Annotated in this window: 18 protein-coding genes; 3 read left to right on the top strand and 15 right to left on the bottom strand. The window is 41.0% G+C overall.

Annotation, left to right across the window (positions count from 1 at the left end):
* Positions 1–29: 29 nt before the first annotated feature.
* The 15 genes from bamB to A3K93_RS01795 form a co-directional block, all read right to left on the bottom strand.
* A complete protein-coding gene (bamB, locus tag A3K93_RS01865) occupies positions 30–1,178 on the bottom strand; it encodes an outer membrane protein assembly factor BamB (protein ID WP_067728414.1) in 1,149 nt (382 codons plus the stop codon).
* Positions 1,175–1,873 carry a YfgM family protein gene (locus tag A3K93_RS01860; RefSeq protein ID WP_067728412.1) on the bottom strand — a complete coding sequence of 233 codons (699 nt, stop codon included), beginning with the start codon at positions 1,871–1,873 and terminating at the stop codon, positions 1,175–1,177. Before A3K93_RS01860 ends, bamB begins: the two co-directional genes overlap by 4 nt.
* Before the next feature lie 31 nt (positions 1,874–1,904).
* On the bottom strand, positions 1,905–3,200 hold the full coding sequence (gene hisS / locus A3K93_RS01855) for a histidine--tRNA ligase (protein ID WP_067728410.1): 1,296 nt from the start codon (positions 3,198–3,200) through the stop codon (positions 1,905–1,907).
* Between the two features lie 3 nt (positions 3,201–3,203).
* Positions 3,204–4,325 (bottom strand): flavodoxin-dependent (E)-4-hydroxy-3-methylbut-2-enyl-diphosphate synthase, encoded by a 1,122-nt coding sequence (gene ispG / locus A3K93_RS01850; RefSeq protein ID WP_067728408.1) that lies wholly within the window; start codon positions 4,323–4,325, stop codon positions 3,204–3,206.
* 23 nt (positions 4,326–4,348) lie between these two features.
* On the bottom strand, positions 4,349–5,134 hold the full coding sequence (locus tag A3K93_RS01845; RefSeq protein ID WP_067728406.1) for a helix-turn-helix domain-containing protein: 786 nt from the start codon (positions 5,132–5,134) through the stop codon (positions 4,349–4,351).
* The gene (gene pilW, locus A3K93_RS01840) at positions 5,125–5,913 is read right to left on the bottom strand and encodes a type IV pilus biogenesis/stability protein PilW (protein ID WP_081408495.1); all 789 of its coding nucleotides are present in this window, start codon (positions 5,911–5,913) and stop codon (positions 5,125–5,127) included. Before pilW ends, A3K93_RS01845 begins: the two co-directional genes overlap by 10 nt.
* A gap of 26 nt (positions 5,914–5,939) precedes the next feature.
* Positions 5,940–7,163 carry a 23S rRNA (adenine(2503)-C(2))-methyltransferase RlmN gene (rlmN, locus tag A3K93_RS01835; protein WP_067728402.1) on the bottom strand — a complete coding sequence of 408 codons (1,224 nt, stop codon included), beginning with the start codon at positions 7,161–7,163 and terminating at the stop codon, positions 5,940–5,942.
* A 122-nt stretch (positions 7,164–7,285) separates the two neighbouring features.
* Entirely contained in the window at positions 7,286–7,717 is a 432-nt protein-coding gene (ndk, locus tag A3K93_RS01830; RefSeq protein ID WP_005182388.1) for a nucleoside-diphosphate kinase, read from the bottom strand.
* A 110-nt stretch (positions 7,718–7,827) separates the two neighbouring features.
* A complete protein-coding gene (gene iscX, locus A3K93_RS01825; protein ID WP_067728400.1) occupies positions 7,828–8,028 on the bottom strand; it encodes a Fe-S cluster assembly protein IscX in 201 nt (66 codons plus the stop codon).
* A gap of 94 nt (positions 8,029–8,122) precedes the next feature.
* Positions 8,123–10,036, bottom strand: a complete 1,914-nt coding sequence (locus A3K93_RS01820) for a sensor histidine kinase (protein WP_157883249.1) — start codon at positions 10,034–10,036, stop codon at positions 8,123–8,125.
* Between the two features lie 153 nt (positions 10,037–10,189).
* A complete protein-coding gene (locus A3K93_RS01815) occupies positions 10,190–10,972 on the bottom strand; it encodes an XAC2610-related protein (RefSeq protein WP_101494809.1) in 783 nt (260 codons plus the stop codon).
* A gap of 386 nt (positions 10,973–11,358) precedes the next feature.
* Positions 11,359–11,955 (bottom strand): DUF2971 domain-containing protein, encoded by a 597-nt coding sequence (locus A3K93_RS01810; RefSeq protein WP_067728396.1) that lies wholly within the window; start codon positions 11,953–11,955, stop codon positions 11,359–11,361.
* Positions 11,956–12,202: 247 nt separating this feature from the next.
* Positions 12,203–13,219 carry a ketol-acid reductoisomerase gene (gene ilvC / locus A3K93_RS01805; RefSeq protein WP_067728394.1) on the bottom strand — a complete coding sequence of 339 codons (1,017 nt, stop codon included), beginning with the start codon at positions 13,217–13,219 and terminating at the stop codon, positions 12,203–12,205.
* 104 nt (positions 13,220–13,323) lie between these two features.
* On the bottom strand, positions 13,324–13,815 hold the full coding sequence (ilvN, locus tag A3K93_RS01800; RefSeq protein ID WP_067728392.1) for an acetolactate synthase small subunit: 492 nt from the start codon (positions 13,813–13,815) through the stop codon (positions 13,324–13,326).
* Positions 13,812–15,539, bottom strand: coding sequence for an acetolactate synthase 3 large subunit (locus A3K93_RS01795; RefSeq protein ID WP_067728390.1), 1,728 nt, complete (start codon positions 15,537–15,539; stop codon positions 13,812–13,814). Before A3K93_RS01795 ends, ilvN begins: the two co-directional genes overlap by 4 nt.
* A gap of 749 nt (positions 15,540–16,288) precedes the next feature.
* Here A3K93_RS01795 and A3K93_RS01790 point away from each other — a divergent pair.
* The 3 genes from A3K93_RS01790 (at position 16,289) to A3K93_RS01780 (ending at position 20,102) form a co-directional block, all read left to right on the top strand.
* The gene (locus A3K93_RS01790) at positions 16,289–16,558 is read left to right on the top strand and encodes a DUF4124 domain-containing protein (RefSeq protein WP_442855651.1); all 270 of its coding nucleotides are present in this window, start codon (positions 16,289–16,291) and stop codon (positions 16,556–16,558) included.
* A 130-nt stretch (positions 16,559–16,688) separates the two neighbouring features.
* On the top strand, positions 16,689–19,310 hold the full coding sequence (gene leuS / locus A3K93_RS01785) for a leucine--tRNA ligase (protein WP_067728386.1): 2,622 nt from the start codon (positions 16,689–16,691) through the stop codon (positions 19,308–19,310).
* A 270-nt stretch (positions 19,311–19,580) separates the two neighbouring features.
* Positions 19,581–20,102: an LPS-assembly lipoprotein LptE gene (locus A3K93_RS01780; protein WP_067728384.1), complete on the top strand. Its 522-nt coding sequence runs from the start codon at positions 19,581–19,583 to the stop codon at positions 20,100–20,102.
* Position 20,103 lies beyond the last annotated feature (1 nt).

Raw genomic sequence — 20,103 nt, 5'->3', positions numbered from 1 at the left:
CCGCTAGTTTAACATAAGGCGAGTAAAAATTAACGACTCTGCCAAATGCTTAATGCACCCTTACGTGTAGATACATACAATTGATTGTCAATCACACGTAGCGTACGCACCTCACCTGAGGTTTTTGAGCGGCCAATAATGTTACCTGTTGCTGGATCAATCAAGTGTAAAACACCATCTAAATCGCCCACAACCAACTGCCCTGCTAGCATGACAGGATTACTCAATTGACGATTTAACAATTGGTCATTTACCCAAAGCGGTTGACCTGTCGTAATCTCAAATGCTGCAAGCTTGCCATCATTTTGTGCAACAAACACGCCATTACCTGCCACTTCAGGACGCTGAGTACTGCTGGCATCCTCACTCCAAATCACTTGTTGTGAAGCCAAATCAAGTACTGTTACTTGACCTTGATAGCTTGTCGTTACGACAAACTGGCCTGCAACAACTGGATCGCCGTCGATATCAATCAATTTTTGGATATCAGAACGACCATCAGAAATTGCCACACGGCGCTGTAGCTTAGGCGTACCACTTAAAGCATCCAGCACATAGATATAAGCATTTGATGATGCAATCAACACATTACGTGGATCAAGTACAACAGGTGCTGCCATGCCACGGAGGCTGAATTGTACATTAGGTAAATTATAAGTCCAAGCTTGCTTACCAGTCGCTACTTCATGCGCATAGACCGTACCATCATTACTCACGGTAATCACACGACCTGACTGAATAGAAGATGGCGCAAGTAATGCACCTGTTAATTGTGCAGTCCACAATTGTTGACCTGTAGCTTGATCCAGTGCAAAGAGTTGGCCTTTTTGATTCCCTACAACCAAAATACCTTCGCCTGCTTCAACACCAGCGCTCAAACCTGCTTTGCTCACTTTAGACTGCCAAAGTTTTTGTTTGCCATTAAATGCAGTCACTTCACCATTCGGATTGACCGCAAAGACAACACCATTGTCCACATCTAAACGTAAACGTAATGGATCTGCCGCATCTGTTGCTGCAACACTGGTTGAAAATACAGGAACCAACGATGATGCTTGTACCAGTTTTGGAAGCGGATTAGGCTTTACTTCAGGCACTTTCGATGTTTTACCTGCACAACCTGCCATAGCAAGCGTTAAAACTGTCAATGCACATGTGATTTTGTATTTTCTATTCATTCAGTTGCTTCCACTGCTGTATCTATAATTGGGCGTTCAATTTCAGGATCTTCTACTAAAACGCCAACACTTTCGAGTTTAATTTGTAAAATTTGACGTTCTTCTTTACGCTCGATCAAAGCATCCCATGCACTTTGATAGGCTTTTTTTGCATTTTCAGTCTCATTTTTGGCAACATAGATATCACCACGTGCTTCATCAGCTGTTGCTTTAAATGCTGGATCAGTCACTGCATCCAAGGTTTTGAGTGCAGCATCATATTTCTTTTGCGCAAGTTGTGAATAAGCCAAACGTAGTTTTACCACATGAACTAAGCCAGCATCATCAACTTTTGAATTTTCAACTTTTTTCAACGCTTTTTCAGCCGCTGCATAATCTTGCTTATCGTAGGCTAGTTTTGCCATAACAAGCTGCGTCTGAATGGCTTGTGCCGAATCAGGCGCTTCTTTGTAAATCTTGTCAGCAGTTTCGATTAATTTGCCGTATGCGTCACCAGGGTTTGTATTGGCATCATCCATGAGCTGCTGAACCTTAGCGGTTTGCATTTGCGAAGCCGCTAAGTTTTTCTTCTGCCAATATTCCCATCCGAAAAAGGCAATCAGCGCAATTAAAATCCCGGTAATCATGGAAGAACCATACTTCTTCGTAAAGGATTTTAAATTTTCAAGTTGTTCATCACCACCGACTGCGCTCATGTGATTGTCCCTTTCCTAAATGTTATATGGATTATTTTGAAGAAATTTTAGTATTAAAGAATGCAACGAATTCAGCAAACGGTACATTTGACTGCTCCGCTGTTGCAAGCTCTTTGACAGTAAATGCGTTCGCTTCAAGTTCACGCTCACCTAAAATGGCTGCAAACAGTGCACCTGCTTGGTCTGCTTTTTTCATTTGCGATTTCATCGAACCTTGTGAGCCGACTTTCAAACGAATTGAACTGCCTGCTGCTTCAAGTTGGTCACGAATTTGTTCTGCAATCACTAAGGCTTTACCTTGAGAAGCCGGTTCTGACACCAAGAACACTTCACAATCACGTACGGGTGTATTGTCTTCAACTTGTTCAAGTAGAAGCAATAAACGTTCAATACCCATCGCAAAACCAACCGCAGGTACAGATTGATCAGGTTTACCTTTGAGCTGACCAACAAGACCGTCATAACGACCACCAGCACATACTGTACCTTGTGAGCCTAAATGCGTTGTTGTCCATTCAAATACAGTTTTATTGTAATAATCAAGACCACGTACCAATTTTTGATTAATGACAAAGCTCACGCCTGCATCAGTCAAATACTGTTGTAATTGTTGGAAGTGAGCCAAGGTTTCTTCACCCATAAAGTCATGAAGTTTTGGCGCATTTTCCAAAATACTTTGTGTTTTAGCATCTTTAGAGTCAAGAATACGAAGCGGATTGGTGGTCAAACGACGTTGAGAGTCTTCGTCCAACTCAGCTTTATGCGCTTGTAAAAACTCAACCAATGCCGCGCGATAATTCGCACGCTCTTCTGATTCACCTAAAGTGTTCAATTCAAGTTGAACTTTATCAGCAACGCCCATACGTTTCCAAAGACGTGCAGTCATCAAAATAAGTTCAGCATCTTGATCGGGTGTTGCTACACCAAAAGTTTCCACACCAAATTGGTGGAACTGACGGTAACGACCTTTTTGTGGTTTTTCATAACGGAACATTGGACCGATATACCACACACGAGGTGTCGCACCACGAAGCAAGTTATGCTCAAGCATGGCACGTACACAACCAGCAGTCCCTTCAGGACGTAAAGTCAAAGACTCAGGTGGATTACCTTTGTCTAAGAAGGTGTACATTTCTTTTTCAACGATATCGGTTGCATCGCCAATAGAACGTTTGAACAGGTTCGTTTGTTCAACCATTGGCAAACGGATTTGTTGGTAGCCATATGCATCCATCAAACCCGATAAGTGTTGCTCTAGACGTCGCCACGCTGGAGTTTGCGTAGGGAGAATGTCATTAAAACCTTTAATTGCTACAATTGAACTCATGATCTACTCAGAAAAACTTGTACGAATAATCTCTTTAGACTTCGCTTCATCTAGGTCTGCAACACGTTGACGAACCATTGCTTCAATTTCGTCAACCAATTGATTAGTATCGATTAAATGGCTCTTTTCACCATTACGGTACACCAATGAACGTGGACTTGCACCCACCACACCAATATCTGCTTCTTTGGCTTCACCCGGACCATTCACTTTACAACCAATGACAGAAACATCCATTGGTGTACGAATATCTTCCAAGCGCTCTTCCAAAGTTTGCATCACTTTAATTACGTTAAATTCTTGACGTGAACAGCTTGGGCAAGCAATGAAGTTAATCCCGTTCGAACGAAGACCAAGTGATTTTAAGATATCAAAACCAATTTTCACTTCTTCTTCAGGCTCTGCTGCTAGCGAAATACGCATCGTATCGCCGATACCTTCCATCAGCAGACCACCGAGTGCGATCGCAGATTTCACAGAACCTGTGCGGTAAATTCCGGCTTCAGTTACACCTAAGTGCAGTGGGTTATCAATTTGTTTAGACAGCAGTCGATACGCATCCATAGTCAGGAATACATTGGATGCTTTCACTGATACTTTAAATTCGTGGAAATCGAGACGGTCTAAAATATCAATATGGCGCATCGCGGACTCAAGCAATGCTTCACCTGTTGGCTCGCCATATTTCTTTTGAATGTCTTTCTCTAAAGAACCAGCATTCACACCAATACGCATTGAAATATCGTTATGGCGTGCTGCAGCAACCACTTCACGGATTTTAGCTTCAGAGCCAATATTACCTGGGTTAATACGCAAGCAATCTGCGCCTAAATCCGCAACTGCCAATGCAATTTTATAATCAAAATGGATGTCGGCAACCAGTGGCACTTGCACTTGTTTACGAATTTCACCAAATGCAGCAGCGGCTTCCATACTTGGCACCGACACACGCATAATATCTGCACCCGCATCCACACAACGTTGAATTTGGGCAACAGTTGCAGCAACGTCACAGGTTTCAGTATTGGTCATACTTTGGATGCTGATAGGAGCATCACCACCGACATAGACTGAACCGACACGGATTTTACGTGTTGGACGACGCTGAATAGGATTTACGAACATTGTTTCGCTCTACTCTCGTTCCATTAACGTGATAAACGGAATTCTGCTTTTCCGTTCACAGTATATGGTGACAATGAAATACTTTCGTTATTTAAACTCAGTGATACGGCAGTAGCATCATCTAAGCGAATTTGAAATGGTGTTTCGCCATTTAAATTTAAGGTATTTGCTTGACGACCTGTCGCTAAAACTTTACCCGTTGAATCTACAATGTGAATTGAAGTTGGACGGTTAAACTCAAGTTTCAACTGATCACCTGACACCGCAGCACTTTCATCCATGCTGATGACTTCAACATTCGATGTCTCAGCTTCTGCTTCCGCATCATCTACACTGCTGCTCGACCAGTTTTGTGCCATCGCCACTAAAGCAGCGAGAACCACAATCACAGCCAATGAAATCAAACCACGTTTTAACCATTTGCGGTTACGGTCACGGTTCGAACCTGGCAATTTACCCATGATTTTAATTGGGGAATTATTCAATGCATGATTCGGTAAAAGACCCGTGTCATTGGCATAGATTTCATCAAAACGCTGAATCAGGTTTGATGCATCCACATTTAAAAATTTAGCATAGGTACGATAATAACCCTTAATAAAGGTCGCTTCAGGTAAAGCTTTATAATCATCTTGCTCAAGCGCAGTCAGGGTTTTTACAGGGATATTGAGTTCGTTTGCGACATCCACCAATTCACGTTTTTGATTAACGCGAATTTGACGCAAGTACTCACCAGGACGCTGAACATTTCCTAACGCGTTTGGAGCTACGCTCGAATTATTCGATTGTGAATTAGGATTTACTTCCATACGGCCTCAGTACTGTACTGTAATTGCAAATAACGTTGGTATTCTGGGCTTTCAGGGAACAATGCGCGTAATTGATTGACCAACACTTGCATGCCCATTTGATCACCCTCGGCACGCGCAGTACGTATGCCGATCCAGAGCGCTCGTGCATTCTGGTTATTTTGTCCCACACCACGTACAAAATCTTGATACATACGTGATGCAGTCTGGAAATCTTGTTTCAGATAAGAAATCTCTGCCAACTCTAACATTGAAACATAAGAATCGCGATTGGCTTGTAGGGCTTGTTTGAACGATTTTTCAGCATTTACCACATCATTCATTTTGAGGTAACTCTGCCCCAAATTTTCTAAAGCACGTCCACGTTGCTCATAACCCAATGTTGTTCCTGCAATTTCAAACTGTTCAGCCGCTTCTTTATAGCGCCCAACTTGGAATAAGTAGGTTCCATAGTTATTTCGCGCTTGGGCATTTTTTGAATCACTTGAAATTGCACGTTTGAAATAGGCATCTGCTTTTTGCAGATTCAAAGCACTGCCTTCTTGTTGAAGCAGTACACCCATCATCATGTTGGCTTGAGAATCACGAGATCGAATTGACAAAGCTTCATCTAAAACGCGTTTAGCTGAATCGAGGTCACCACTTTTAATAAATTCCACGGCCATCTGTGTGCGGACTTTAATGGCTTTTTCAGGATCTTTTTTTGCAATATCCTGAGTTTGACATGCCACCAAAGCCACCGATACACAAAGTGTTGAAATCAAAGCAAGCTTAGACATCAGTTTTGTCAATTTGAGACCTCTTATTATCCTTGTGAGCGCATAATCTCATTGGACTGCGCAATTTTCTTTTTCCATTGCTCCGCACGACGCGTACGGTCAGCAACCTGTCCGACTAATTGTCCACATGCGGCATCAATATCATCACCACGTGTCTGACGAATCGTACACACAAAACCAGCATCAGACAAAGTTTTTTGGAACGAAATAATACGATTTCGGCTTGAGCGACCATATGGCGCATGTGGGAATGGATTAAATGGAATTAAATTGATCTTGCTTGGCAAGTCTTTTAACAAACGAATCATTTGCTGTGCATGCTCAGGTTTGTCATTCACACCATCAAGCATGACATATTCAATAGTCACGTGTTTACGTGAACTTTCATTACCATCTTTGGCAATATAACGCTGACATGCTGCAATGAGTTGTTCAAGCGGATATTTTTTATTGATGGGTACAAGCTCGTTACGAAGCTCATCGTTTGGCGCGTGCAATGAAATCGCAAGGGCAACATCAATGTCTTGTGCCAATTGATCGATTTTCGGCACCACACCTGATGTCGACAAGGTCACACGGCGTTTTGACATACCGTATGCAAAGTCATCGAGCATAATGCGCATTGAATTCAATACAGCCGAGTAGTTCAAGAGAGGTTCACCCATCCCCATCATCACCACGTTTGTGACTGAACGCTCGCGCTCTGCAACAGGCACATCTTCCATATACGAATAGTTTGCCATCCATAGCTGACCAATAATTTCAGCTTGAGACAAATCACGTTGGAAGCCTTGTTTACCTGTTGAACAGAATGAACAATCGAGTGCACAGCCCACTTGTGAAGAAATACACAAGGTCTTACGTGCGCCTGTTTTATCTTCTGCTGGAATCAGTACAGTTTCAACCAATGAACCTGCGCCATCACCGACACGGAACACCCATTTACGGGTCCCGTCTTTAGAATAGTTTTTATGCACCACTTCCGGCGCTTTAATTTCACAAATCTTTTCCAATTTCTCACGTAGTTTGCCTGAAATATTGGTCATTTCAGCAAAATCAGTCACGAAGAATTGGTGAATCCATTTCATCACCTGCCCTGCACGGAACTTCTTCTCACCTAAATCTTCGAAGAATTTTTCCATTTCTGGACGTGACATGCCAAGTAAGTTCACTTTTTCCTGCGCTGGAGCGGATGGAGATTGTTGCTGATCAGCAGAAATTGCTGAGGTAGCGACGACTTCAGTACTCATGTGTATTACCTAAACCATGTCTAAAGATAAAAGGAGATGCTCAATATGTGAGCAAAGGATTATTCAGGGAATAAAAAAACCAGATAAGTATAATAACACTTATCTGGTTTGAATACTTCGAATTAACGAGTACGTGGAGCAATCTCAGTTTGAGCGAAGAAGTAGTTAACTTCACGATCAGCAGATGCTACAGAGTCAGAACCGTGAGCAGCGTTTTCGTCGATGCTTACAGCGAAGTCTGCACGGATAGTACCAGGAGCAGCTTCTTTAGGGTTAGTTGCGCCAAGGATTTCACGGTGAGCAAGAACTGCGTTTTCGCCTTCAAGAACTGAAACAACAACTGGACCAGAAGTCATGAATGCAACTAGGTCAGCAAAGAAACCACGTTCTTTGTGCTCAGCGTAGAAGCCTTCAGCTTCAGCTTGAGTCAAGTGTTTCATTTTAGTTGCAACGATTTTAAGACCAGCTTTTTCGAAACGAGCGAAGATTTCGCCGATTACGTTTTTAGCAACTGCGTCTGGTTTTACGATAGATAAAGTACGTTCGATAGCCATGATAGGCTCCTTAAGTCAATTGGTGACATGAAAATTTGGCGCATTATACCGAGATAATGCGCATTTTTCTGCTTTTCATCTGTAAAAAAGTGCTTTTTTAAGATGACTGCTTAGCGAGCTTCGTCAATCCAAGCCATTTGAATTGCTTCTAGAAGTCCTTCAGTCGACTTGGCTGGGTCATCTTCAAAGTCAGCTAAAGCACATACCCATGCATGTAAGTCAGTAAAACGAATCCATTGCGGATCGACATCTGGATGCGCTTCATAGAGTTCAATGGCAATATCGAGTGTGTCTGTCCAACGTAAACCCATGTTTATTCCTAAGGCTATTTGCTTTGATGTTGTACTTTAGCAAATCTGAGAAAATCTGCGAGTCTTTCACACCATTTCTGCTCATTTTTCACGTTCAAACTGAGGAAAGAACATCACATTGATAATACTTAATAATCTCTAAACATGTGCCATGTGCAGATGAGCTCATGTTAAATTCCGCACCAATTCTTGCGGCACGTTCATTCAAACTTTTCATCCCCACACTCATATTGGCTTGTTGAACAGCATCAATATCAAAGCCCTTGCCATTATCCTCAATGTTAAGCTTTAGATAATCAGTTTTAGTCATCAGTTCAATTTGAATCTGGTCTGCCCCGCTATGTTTAATTACATTAGTCAGTGCTTCTTCGATAATCCGTTGCAACGTCAGGCATTCAATAGAACTGATTGGCACGTACCATTCAGCTGCAATCTGCCATGTTGCACGTACATCTAATTCGTCAAACAAAGAATTAAAGCGATGCCGCATCGGTGCGATCCATTGCTGCGGCGTATCTGGAATTTTTGCGCCTAAACTTGAACCTTGATCGATAATTTGACGTAAATCATCACGCAATACTTTAAGCATGGATAAAAATTGCGGATTAGATAAATCTTTAGAACTTTGTTGCACAATTGCCATCGAGCGCATTAAAGAACTGCCTAAACCATCATGTAAATCATGCGAAATATTCATACGTTCCTGTAGTTTTGTATTTTGTAGTTCTAATTGATGTGATTTATTTAGTGACTCACTTAAATCGGTTTTGACTTGTTCAATCGTTGTAGTCAGCGTGTCATTAAAACGCTCAATTTGCTTCATATTATTAGAAAAACGCAGTGCTAAAATCATGGCAAATGCAATCGCCACCACTGGTTGTGCATAGGCTGACCACGCCACACCACCCTCAAGACTTAACATATACATCGCGTCATGAATAGCGATCGGCACAAAGACCAATCCCAATGCCGCCAAAAAGTAAGTATCTTTACGTTTAGATTTATACGCCACAATAGGATACAAACAACCATTCAGTAAAAAGACCAAGACCCAAAAAGCAAAACTTAAAGGAATAAATTGCAGCGCCTGCGCTTCAGGTAGACATAAAATCAAAAGTGTCGAAATAGCAACGGCAGTCCATAAAAACCATTCAATTTTTTTAAATCTGAGGTTTGCAAAGCTAAAGCCATACATCACTGATGCCAATGCATAAAAGCCAAACAGTATGTTATTAATTTTATGGTATTCAAAAGTACTTAAAGCGAAAATCGGCTCACGGATCAGCACATGTACCAAGTACATCGCCCATAAAAATGAATTAATCGCATACCATGCAAATGAACGATCTTTTCGGTGAAATAACCAAATGATCAGCCCAATGAAACCCAAGATGACTGAAAATAAAAAACTAAAAATATGCAGGGTATTCAGTTCAAATTTATATTGTTCATAAATGGGTTGAGCAATGTGCTGTGATGCAATTTTTACCTCACCCAGACCCGACGGCTGTATGGCGACCCCAACGACTTTCACCCAAACAATATTTTGACCTTGTTTTAAACTCGATTGCGGGAGCGACCATTGGCGCGGTGCATTCCAGCTTCTTGATAATGGCTCGATTAAAGACTGATCTTTCCACAACATATCATCATTGATAAAAACCTCACCCGCCATCGTGATGTTAGAAATGACCAGTACAAGCGGCTCTTGTGGAGGAGAACACCGATAATTAAATTCAATTTTGTACCATGCTGTGCCGACATAATCAGGCCAGCGTTGATTCCAATAGTCAGGTAAATAATCAATTTTTTGCCAATCTAAGTTTTTATTTGGCTGATCATTGGGAATATTTCTCGAATCTTTTGCCGTAGAAATCTGTTGAATTTGCGCTGCACAATTGCTTGCAGGATTTTGAGCAAAGACAGGTTGCAGCAGCACAAATACAATCAATAGGGTCGCGACTATGCACTGTACAATGCTCTGAATTGCTCCAATTTGCTTATTCACCCAAACTGATATCCCATTGTTATTGATCTTTCCATGATGTTTTTAACTTTATCCGACTTTTAGCACGTCGTTAAAATGACTATGATCTTTCAGTCCTGTTTCGATTTATTCTAGAGCAACTTACGTCCTTGTAAGTGCTTTTTTATCGTTCATTTAACGAACTAAATTAAGTAGTCCATCTTTCACTTGATAGACGACTTTCTCACCATAATGAATTTGTTTTTTCTGTGCATCTAGCTTTGGAAAACCTATGATTTTTTCCATTTGTGGTGAGCGCTGGAATTGACGTGTTTTTGGATTGTAAACCCAGTAAATAAAGCGTTTGTCTTCAACTTTATAACCATCTAAATTTGACAGCACAACATCGTAATAGCCATCGAAGTTAATGTCTAAATAACCAATGGTATTTGGAAATGCAGTAAAGCCTGTAAGTGTTTGCATCACTTTGCCATTGGCTTTATTAATCACATCCACGCGTTTTAGATTTTTATTACCAAAAAAATTAAACTGCAATGCTGGCTTATCGACAGCTTTAAATGCGGGACCAAACTGGATGTTTTGCTTGCCACTTTGACCGCTGAATTGGGCATCAAATTGGCTGCTGATAATATTTAAACGACCATCTAAAGCATAGTCGCTGCTTGCCACACCTTTGTCATTAACTGCATAAGAACGTAGCGTTAATTGTTGTCCTTTTTGCATGCCTTTAAAGTCGATTTTTTTCTTGGTTTGCGTATCGGTTAAGTGTGCATGCGGCATTGGAATACCTGCATACAAATCTAAAAAGTAACGACCATCGTTACTTTTCAGCATACGCTGCATAGACACTTTGACGTTTTTTAGGGGCTGTAAGGTTTCGTTTGGTGTTGTGGTTTGAGCAATAGATACGACAGGAATTGTGAACGCAAGTGCGCCCAATAAAACATGAGCTTTCACGCTATGCCTCATTTTTAGGGAGATGAAAAATAAGGCGGGATTTTAACATAGTGTATTCTTATCCATTAATTTAGCTTAGTTATAAATAACAATATTCCCAATTAAGCTCTAATATCTCAGATATGAAAAGTATCTTCCAAATCCCATCTCTCGTAATTGACTCTCACTTGCCTTATTTTAATTCCCTTATCTTTACATAAAGAAATTAAATCTTCATATCTTCGTTCGGGTATGAAATCGGATTTATCTCTTTTGCTCAAATTATTTAAGTAGTCTTGCTTTTGAGTATTCCTAATCGCTCTATCTCCAATAAAAACAGTTTGAATAGAACCTTCTGGTAAGTGATATAAAAATAAAGGATATGAAGAGTTTAGCTGTATACAAGATCAACTTTCTTCCGAGTTAAAACTTTTTCTATTATCGTATTCTTGCTTAGGATCAAAATAAAGTTTTGATGCTTTAATATTTTTCACTATTCTTACTTCTTTTTCATATTCCCAACTTTTCTGCTTCATTAAAAAAGCCTTTCTTAATATATCTGCCCCACAACCATCAAGTGAATAGTATTGATCATTACCTATCTGATATAACTTTTCTGACATTGTCTCGTTATCATAATCAAGTAGTTCCAAATTGGACTGATAATGAATTTTTCCATTTTTCGCACTAATAATGAAATTATTGTCATTTAATTTTGCCTTATCTACATTTATAGCAATGACAAGCCCTGTATGAGATTGTGCATAGTGTGCCCACATCAGCGGATTCAAATGACATTCTGTCAAACTTAATACTGCATAATTATTAGAGAAATGATTTCTGAAACTTGCTACCTGATCAAAAATTGAAAGAACGTTTTCTTTAAAACCAAAAGCTGTACTTTCAAATGGATCATTAAAATTCCTTACCTGACTAAAACCAATCGTATTACTTTTTATAACCTTTAAACCAATATCAAAACTCAAGTATTTATATAAAATCATTATTCTTATCCATAAAAAACCCCGCTTTAGCAGGTTTTTTATAGCATAAAAATCAAACAACTAGAGAATTACTTTTTCTCTTTATCAACGATTTTGTTTGCTTGAATCTAAGGTACGAAAAGTAAGGGAAAGCACTGCTTTGCCTTGCTTTAAGTCACGCAATTTTAACTAATGATATCGGTCATTTTTACAAGACAAAAAAAGCCCCTGTTATAAAACAAGGGCCTTTTGACTCAGAAATTAGAACTTAGTTCTTTTCTTTGTCTACGATTTTGTTTGCTTGAATCCAAGGCATCATCGCACGCAATTTAGCACCAGTAACTTCGATACCGTGAGCAGCGTTTTGACGACGACGAGCAGTCATAGATGGGTAGTTCAACGCACCTTCTTGAATGAACATCTTCGCGTATTCACCAGATTGAATACGTTTAAGCGCATTACGCATCGCTTCACGAGACTGTTCGTTGATAACTTCAACGCCAGTTACGTACTCGCCGTATTCAGCATTGTTAGATACTGAGTAGTTCATGTCCGCGATACCGCCTTCGAACATTAAGTCAACGATTAATTTAAGTTCGTGTAGACATTCGAAGTACGCCATTTCTGGAGCATAACCAGCTTCAACAAGAGTTTCGAAGCCCATTTTAACCAATTCAACAGCACCACCACAAAGAACTGCTTGCTCACCGAATAAGTCAGTTTCAGTTTCTTCACGGAATGAAGTTTCGATAATACCAGTACGGCCACCACCTACACCTGAAGCGTAAGAAAGTGCTACGTTACGAGCGTTACCAGAAGCATCTTGGTGAACAGCGATAAGATCAGGAACACCTGAACCACGTTGGTATTCAGAACGTACAGTGTGACCAGGTGCTTTTGGAGCAACCATGATTACGTCAAGGTCTTTACGTGGAACAACTTGGTTGTAAAGAATTGAGAAACCGTGAGCAAATGCTAAAGTTGCACCTTCTTTGATGTTTGGTTCGATTACATCGCGGTAAAGTTGAGCTTGGAACTCATCTGGGGTCAAGATCATTACAAGGTCAGCTTGAGCTACAGCAGCAGGTACTTCAGACACTTTTAGACCAGCATTTTCAGCTTTTTTCCAAGAAGTAGAACCAGCACGTAGACCTACAGTTACGTCAACGCCAGAATCTTTAAGGTTAAGCGCGTGAGCGTGACCTTGAGAACCGTAACCAATGATCGCTACTTTCTTAGATTGGATGATAGATAAGTCAGTGTCTTTATCGTAAAAAATTTGCATTGCTGTCTCCGCTTAAATGCATGTTTATTCGTTTAATCAAGCAATGCCCCGTTAAATACATTGCTTGATACCCTCTTCTTATTAGGATGAGGAAATTCTTTAAATTAGATTGTCAGAACTTTTTCGCCACGAGCGATGCCTGAAACCCCTGAACGTACAACTTCTAAAATGGTGTTCTCTGCCAAAGCATCAATAAAACCATCAATCTTTTCAGTTGTACCCGCAATTTGAATGGTATAAGTCGTTGGCGTTACGTCGACGATCTGACCACGGAAAATATCTGCGGTATTTTTAATTTCGGTACGAGCTGAACCTAAAGCTTTCACTTTAATCAGCATTAACTCACGTTCAATGTGCGCACCTTCAGACAGATCAACCACTTTAACAACTTCAACCAATTTGTTGAGTTGCTTGGTGATTTGCTCGATCTTGTGATCATCGCCATAGGTTGTTAATGTCAAACGTGAAAGTGTTGGGTCTTCCGTAGGAGCAACGTTAAGTGTCTCAATGTTATAACCACGTTGAGAAAACAAGCCCACTAAACGTGAAAGCGCACCAGATTCGTTTTCAATGAGAACTGAGATGATATGTCTCATGCTGTGCGCTCCCCTTTTGCTAACCACATATCTTGCATTGACTGACCAGCAACCAACATCGGATAAACGTGTTCAGTACGGTCAACCATGACATTAATAAATACGCACTTATCATTAATTGCCATTGCCTCTTGAAGCTTAGATTCAAGCTCATCGGCATGGTCAATTTGAATACCTACGTGACCGTAAGCTTCCATCAATTTTGCAAAGTCAGGAAGTGATTCTACATAAGAGCTAGAATGACGACCTTCGTAGTTCATGTCTTGCCATTGTTTAACCATACCCAATGCACGGTTGTTCAAGCACAAGATTTTTACGTTCAAGCCGTATTGCTTACAAGTCGAAAGCTCTTGGATACACATCTGAATAGATGCTTCACCCGTGATACATACCACTTGTTGATCTGGGAATGCGAGTTTTGCAGCCATTGCATACGGCAAGCCTACACCCATCGTTCCTAGACCACCTGAATTGATCCATTGACGAGGACGTTTGTATTTGTAATACATCGCACCGAACATTTGATGCTGACCTACGTCAGAAGTAATGATCGCTTCGCCATTGGTGACTTTGTCTAGAGCTTCAACTACTTGTTGTGGCTTCATACCGCCATCAGTTGCAGGCTCATAACGACCGCCATGAACTTTACGCCATTCATTAATTTGAGACCACCAAGCCGCAATATCTTCTGGGTTTGGTTTTGAAACATTCATTTGTTTCAATTGGCTCAACATTTCGTTCAGTACAGGTTCAACTGCACCTACGATTGGAATATGCGCCATGATGGTTTTTGAAATCGTCGCTGGGTCGATATCAATATGAATCACTTTTGCATTCGGGCAGAATTTCGCAGGGTTATTGGTTACGCGGTCATCAAAACGTGCACCTACACACAGAATTACATCTGCATTGTGCATGGTCATGTTCGCTTCGTAAGTCCCGTGCATACCGAGCATACCGATGAACTGCGGATCATCGCCAGGGAATGCGCCTAAGCCCATCAATGTATTTGTTACAGGGTAGCCAAGTAAGTGTGCAAGTTCAGTCAATTGTGCTGAAGCATTGCCTTGTACCACGCCACCACCTGAATAAATAACAGGGCGTTTTGCATGAATCAATTCATCAATCGCTTTACGGATTTGACCTGAGTGACCACGGTGCGGTGGTTGATACGAACGCATCTTCACTTTTTCAGGGTATTCGTAAGCAAATTTCTCTGCAGGGTTGGTTGCGTCTTTTGGAATATCAACTACAACAGGACCCGGACGACCACTTGATGCAATATAGAATGCTTTTTTGATGATCGACGGAATTTCACTTGCGTGACGAACTTGGAAACTGTGTTTAACGATTGGACGAGAAATACCCACCATGTCAGTTTCTTGGAATGCATCTTCACCAATAAGGTGGCTAGCAACCTGACCTGACAGAACAACCATTGGAATTGAATCCATATATGCTGTTGCAATTGGAGTAACGGTATTTGTCGCACCTGGACCTGATGTTACAAGGACAACACCAGTTTTACCTGTTACGCGTGAGTACGCATCCGCCATATGGCCAGCTGCTTGTTCATGACGTACAAGGTAATGATTGATTTTTTCTTGTTGAAAAAGCGCATCATAAATATGAAGAACTGCGCCGCCTGGATATCCAAAAACATGTTCAACGCCTTCGTCCGCCAATGCGCGAACGAGCATTTCACCACCAGATAGAAGTTCCAACGTGATTCACCCTAATTTTATTACACTGCACAAATGGGAGGCATTTGCAGTGTTTCATGTAATAACTGTATGCACTGTTATAGCACATAAATTTCATAGTTTTCAAAGCAATAGGAATAAAAATCTGACCTCTCTGCTGTTCGAGCAATACGAGATCTAAAACATGTTGGGATAAACATATTTTGGTAGCTTTGTTCAATTTTTCGGCTAGAAAAATCGCCCATTGCATGAAATGTCACTTATTCGAAGGGTGATCGAGATAAGGCATATAAAACTAATGCAGCATTCTTGTGTGTTCGGGCATTATTGTCAAGTTTAAAAAACAACCGTTTTCATGCCTTCAATCTTAAATTTGCTTCATTTACATGCAATTAATGAAATTAAATTTGCTTTTAACCGCCCATAAAAATCAATATATAAATATATTTCATATACTTAGGATTTATTTTTTATAAATTTTTAAAATGTTTTATATAAAAAAAATGAATGATTTTTTATAAATTAATTGACCTTCTTTTATCTAAGCTACATTTTTATATTTCGCTTTTACGCTTTCGCCGCTACCCACTCATCCAATATCCGCTTAAAGCAACAAAAAATCAGATAAATAATCTGTGGCTTGCTGCCATACTCTCTTACACTATGAAAAAACTTCAATTGTTAATTAAAAATAAGGATTGAATCTCATGACAACCTTTACCCGAAATTTAACCTGCCTGAGTTTTGTACTTAGTTTTGGCTTGATAGGTATGCAAACGAATGCAGCAGAATATTACAAATGGGTTGATGCAAAAGGTGTAACGCATTATTCGAAGACTCCCCCTCCAGCATCCGCTAAAAAGAAATCTAAAGTAGAAACATACGGTTGGCATAATTCTGCTCCAACAACGTCAAGCACATCTGCATCAAATGAAACTCAATCCAATACAAGCAACACTGCAGAAGCACCAACTAAAGCACCAAGTGAGGCTCAACCTATTAACATCCCTCAAGCACCCGCAAGTACGGATAACAAATAAATTGATTGTCATGGGTCACTAAATCCCGCATTCAATTCGAAGAAAACATAGCGGCAAAATTCACTTTTAGGTGTGTTTTGCGCTATGCTGTGCCCTATATTTTTTTTAACCGTTCTCTTGTATTACGTATATGACTACTCACATTGACTCAGAATACCAAGCCAGTGCGATTGAGCCTCAAGTCCAACAGGACTGGGAATCGCAGAAAGCCTTTAAAGTTGCCGACACTGTAGAAGGTCCACGTCGTTATATCCTCTCGATGTTCCCTTACCCAAGTGGCAAACTGCATATGGGTCATGTGCGTAACTATACGATTGGTGATGTGATCAGCCGTTTCCACCGTTTAAAAGGTGAAACTGTCCTTCAACCGATGGGTTGGGATGCTTTCGGTTTACCTGCTGAAAACGCTGCGATTGCACACCAGGTTGCGCCAGCAAAATGGACCTTTGAAAACATTGATTACATGCGTAATCAGCTTAAAAAATTAGGTCTGTCTGTGGACTGGGATCGTGAATTTGCGACTTGCACACCAGAATACTACCGCTGGGAACAATGGTTATTTGTTCAACTTTATAAAAAAGGTCTGATCTACCGTAAACTTTCAACTGTAAACTGGGATCCTGTCGACCAAACTGTTCTAGCAAATGAACAAGTTGAAAATGGTCGCGGCTGGCGTTCAGGTGCATTGGTTGAAAAACGTGATATTCCAATGTACTACTTCCGCATTACCGACTATGCGCAAGAATTACTAGATGATTTAGAAACTTTAAAAGATGGTTGGCCACAACAAGTTCTTACCATGCAGCGCAACTGGATTGGTCGCTCACAAGGTATGGAAATTACCTTCCCTTCAGCAAATCCTGAAGTGTATGCAGATGGTTTAACTGTATTTACCACACGTGCTGACACGCTGATGGGTGTGACGTATGTTGCGGTTGCAGCAGAACATCCAATGGCGCTAAAAGCAGTTGAAAACAATCCTGAACTTCAAGCATTCATCGAAGAATGTCGTATGGGTTCAGTGGCAGAAGCTGATCTTGCGACTGCCGAGAAAAAAGGCATGGCAACAGGTCTTTCTGTAAAACACCCTGTGACTGGTGAAGAAGTTCCTGTTTGGATCGCAAACTACGTGTTGATGTCTTATGGTTCAGGTGCGGTGATGGCAGTTCCATCACACGATGAACGTGACTTTGAATTTGCGAATAAATACGGCTTGACCATCAAACAAGTGATTGATGCCAAAGGCGCAGACGATAGCGACTTCTCTGCGACAGAGTGGCAAGAATGGTATGGCTCTAAAGAAGGTAAATTGGTCAATTCAGGTGAATTTGACGGTTTAGACTTCCAAGGTGCATTTGATGCATTCTTGGCAAAACTTGAGCCACAAGGTCTTGCCAATGTAAAAGTTCAATTCCGTCTACGTGACTGGGGTGTTTCTCGTCAGCGTTATTGGGGTTGTCCAATTCCAATGATCAACTGTAACACTTGTGGTCAAGTGCCAGTGCCTGAAGATCAACTTCCAGTGGTACTTCCAACCGACGTTGTGCCAGATGGTTCAGGTAACCCACTGAACAAAATGCCTGAATTCTATGAAACCAAATGTCCATGCTGTGGTGGCGACGCGCGTCGTGAAACCGATACATTGGATACATTCGTAGAATCATCTTGGTACTATGCACGTTATGCATCTCCAGACTTTACTGGCGGTATGGTAAAACCTGAAGCGGGTCAAACTTGGTTGCCTGTGAACCAGTACATCGGTGGTGTTGAACACGCGATTCTACATTTGCTCTATGCACGTTTCTTCCATAAATTGATGCGTGATGAAGGTGTGGTACAAGGCAACGAACCATTCACTAACCTTTTAACTCAAGGTATGGTGCTTGCAGATACTTACTATCGTGAAGCAGAGTCAGGTAAGAAAACTTGGTTTAACCCTGCCGACATCGAACTTGAACGCGATGAAAAAGGCCGTATCATCTCTGCCAAATACAAAGGTGATGGTCAAGAAGTCATTGTTGGCGGTCAAGAGAAAATGTCGAAATCGAAAAACAACGGTATCGACCCACAAGCGATTATTGACCAATACGGCGCAGATACTGCACGTGTGTTCATGATGTTTGCTGCGCCACCTGATCAATCTTTAGAATGGTCTGATGCTGGTGTTGAAGGTGCAAACCGCTTCTTAAAACGTGTATGGCGTTTGACAACTAGCTTCCTTGAAAAAGGCAATGCTGCGACTGAGTTTGATAAAGCTAAACTTTCAACAGCTGCACAAGACTTACGTCGTAAAACACACGAAACCATTCAAAAAGTGGGTGATGACATCGAACGTCGTCATGCATTTAACACTGCCATTGCAGCATTGATGGAACTTCTTAACGCAAACAACAAGTTTGAAGCGAAAGATAACAATGATGTTGCTGTGGCTCGTGAATCGATCACTACGCTTTTAACTTTACTTGCGCCATTTGCACCACACTTAAGCCAAACTTTATTGGCGCAGTTCGGGATCGAGTTAACATCAGCTCAATTCCCTGCGGTTGATGAATCAGCGTTAACACGTAATACCCAAACCATCGTGGTTCAGGTCAATGGTAAACTTCGTGGCAAACTTGAAGTATCTGTCGATGCATCGAAAGATGACATCTTAGCTCAAGCAAAAGCATTGCCTGAAGTGCAACAATTCTTGACTGGTCCAACTAAGAAAGAAATTGTGGTGCCGAATAAGTTAGTGAATTTAGTAGTTTAATAATCTCCCCTAACCCCTCTTTTAAAAAGAGGGGGAAAAAGCCTCCCTTTATTAAAGGGAGGTTTGGAGGGATTAAAACCACCTCTCCCTAACCCTCTCCTAGAAGGAGAGGGAAATTCCTTCTCTTGCGCCATATATTGCTCAGGGAGAAGGTTAGGATGAGGGAAAGGATTTCACAATTCCCAAACAAAGCCCGTTGCCAGCCAACGGGCTTTGACTTTACAATCCCTATAGAATTTTAATCATTCCCATTGGGAAAAGAGGATAAACATGCGTTTAGGCAACCGTTTAGCAGCAATTGTTTTAACTTGTGGTCTAGGTGCAGGTTTAGTCGGCTGTGGCTTCCATTTAAAAGGTATGAATCCGAGTGTGATGCCAATTGCTTATCAAAAAATTAATTTGGTGATGCCTGCCAATACAGAAGCTTTACAAGAAAAGCTCGCTGTCTATTTAGGTGCTGCAGGTGTACAACTGAGTAGCCAACCGGATGCCTATACACTTCGTATTTTGGACTACACCCCTCGCCGCTTAGAACTCAACGGTAAATTGGTAGAAACTTTACTGCGTCTAAACGTGACTTTCCGTATTGAAGATGCACAAGGCAATCCGATTACAGAGCCGCGTACTTTATTGGCAACACGTACTTATCAATATGATATTGAAACCGTGAATACCGATGACCAAGAACAAAAATATTTAAACGAAGTCTTAATTGATGACATTGCACAGCAAATTGCACGTCAACTGTCTTCGAACCGTTTACCACTAGTTAAAAATACTTCTGCTCAATAAG

Source organism: Acinetobacter sp. NCu2D-2 (assembly GCF_001647675.1).
In the GTDB taxonomy this organism is placed as follows: domain Bacteria; phylum Pseudomonadota; class Gammaproteobacteria; order Pseudomonadales; family Moraxellaceae; genus Acinetobacter.
Note: the sequence above shows the minus strand (reverse complement) of the source record. Positions and strands in the feature narration are given on the sequence as shown.

Bases quoted from the DNA above. Each gene is read 5' to 3' on its own strand.
- bamB (WP_067728414.1), bottom strand. From the start codon at position 1,178: ATGAATAGAAAATACAAAATCACATGTGCATTGACAGTTTTAACGCTT.
- A3K93_RS01860 (WP_067728412.1), bottom strand. From the start codon at position 1,873: ATGAGCGCAGTCGGTGGTGATGAACAACTTGAAAATTTAAAATCCTTT.
- hisS (WP_067728410.1), bottom strand. From the start codon at position 3,200: ATGAGTTCAATTGTAGCAATTAAAGGTTTTAATGACATTCTCCCTACG.
- ispG (WP_067728408.1), bottom strand. From the start codon at position 4,325: ATGTTCGTAAATCCTATTCAGCGTCGTCCAACACGTAAAATCCGTGTC.
- A3K93_RS01845 (WP_067728406.1), bottom strand. From the start codon at position 5,134: ATGGAAGTAAATCCTAATTCACAATCGAATAATTCGAGCGTAGCTCCA.
- pilW (WP_081408495.1), bottom strand. From the start codon at position 5,913: ATGTCTAAGCTTGCTTTGATTTCAACACTTTGTGTATCGGTGGCTTTG.
- rlmN (WP_067728402.1), bottom strand. From the start codon at position 7,163: ATGAGTACTGAAGTCGTCGCTACCTCAGCAATTTCTGCTGATCAGCAA.
- ndk (WP_005182388.1), bottom strand. From the start codon at position 7,717: ATGGCTATCGAACGTACTTTATCTATCGTAAAACCAGACGCAGTTGCT.
- iscX (WP_067728400.1), bottom strand. From the start codon at position 8,028: ATGGGTTTACGTTGGACAGACACACTCGATATTGCCATTGAACTCTAT.
- A3K93_RS01810 (WP_067728396.1), bottom strand. From the start codon at position 11,955: ATGATTTTATATAAATACTTGAGTTTTGATATTGGTTTAAAGGTTATA.
- ilvC (WP_067728394.1), bottom strand. From the start codon at position 13,219: ATGCAAATTTTTTACGATAAAGACACTGACTTATCTATCATCCAATCT.
- ilvN (WP_067728392.1), bottom strand. From the start codon at position 13,815: ATGAGACATATCATCTCAGTTCTCATTGAAAACGAATCTGGTGCGCTT.
- A3K93_RS01790 (WP_442855651.1), top strand. From the start codon at position 16,289: ATGCAAACGAATGCAGCAGAATATTACAAATGGGTTGATGCAAAAGGT.
- leuS (WP_067728386.1), top strand. From the start codon at position 16,689: ATGACTACTCACATTGACTCAGAATACCAAGCCAGTGCGATTGAGCCT.
- A3K93_RS01780 (WP_067728384.1), top strand. From the start codon at position 19,581: ATGCGTTTAGGCAACCGTTTAGCAGCAATTGTTTTAACTTGTGGTCTA.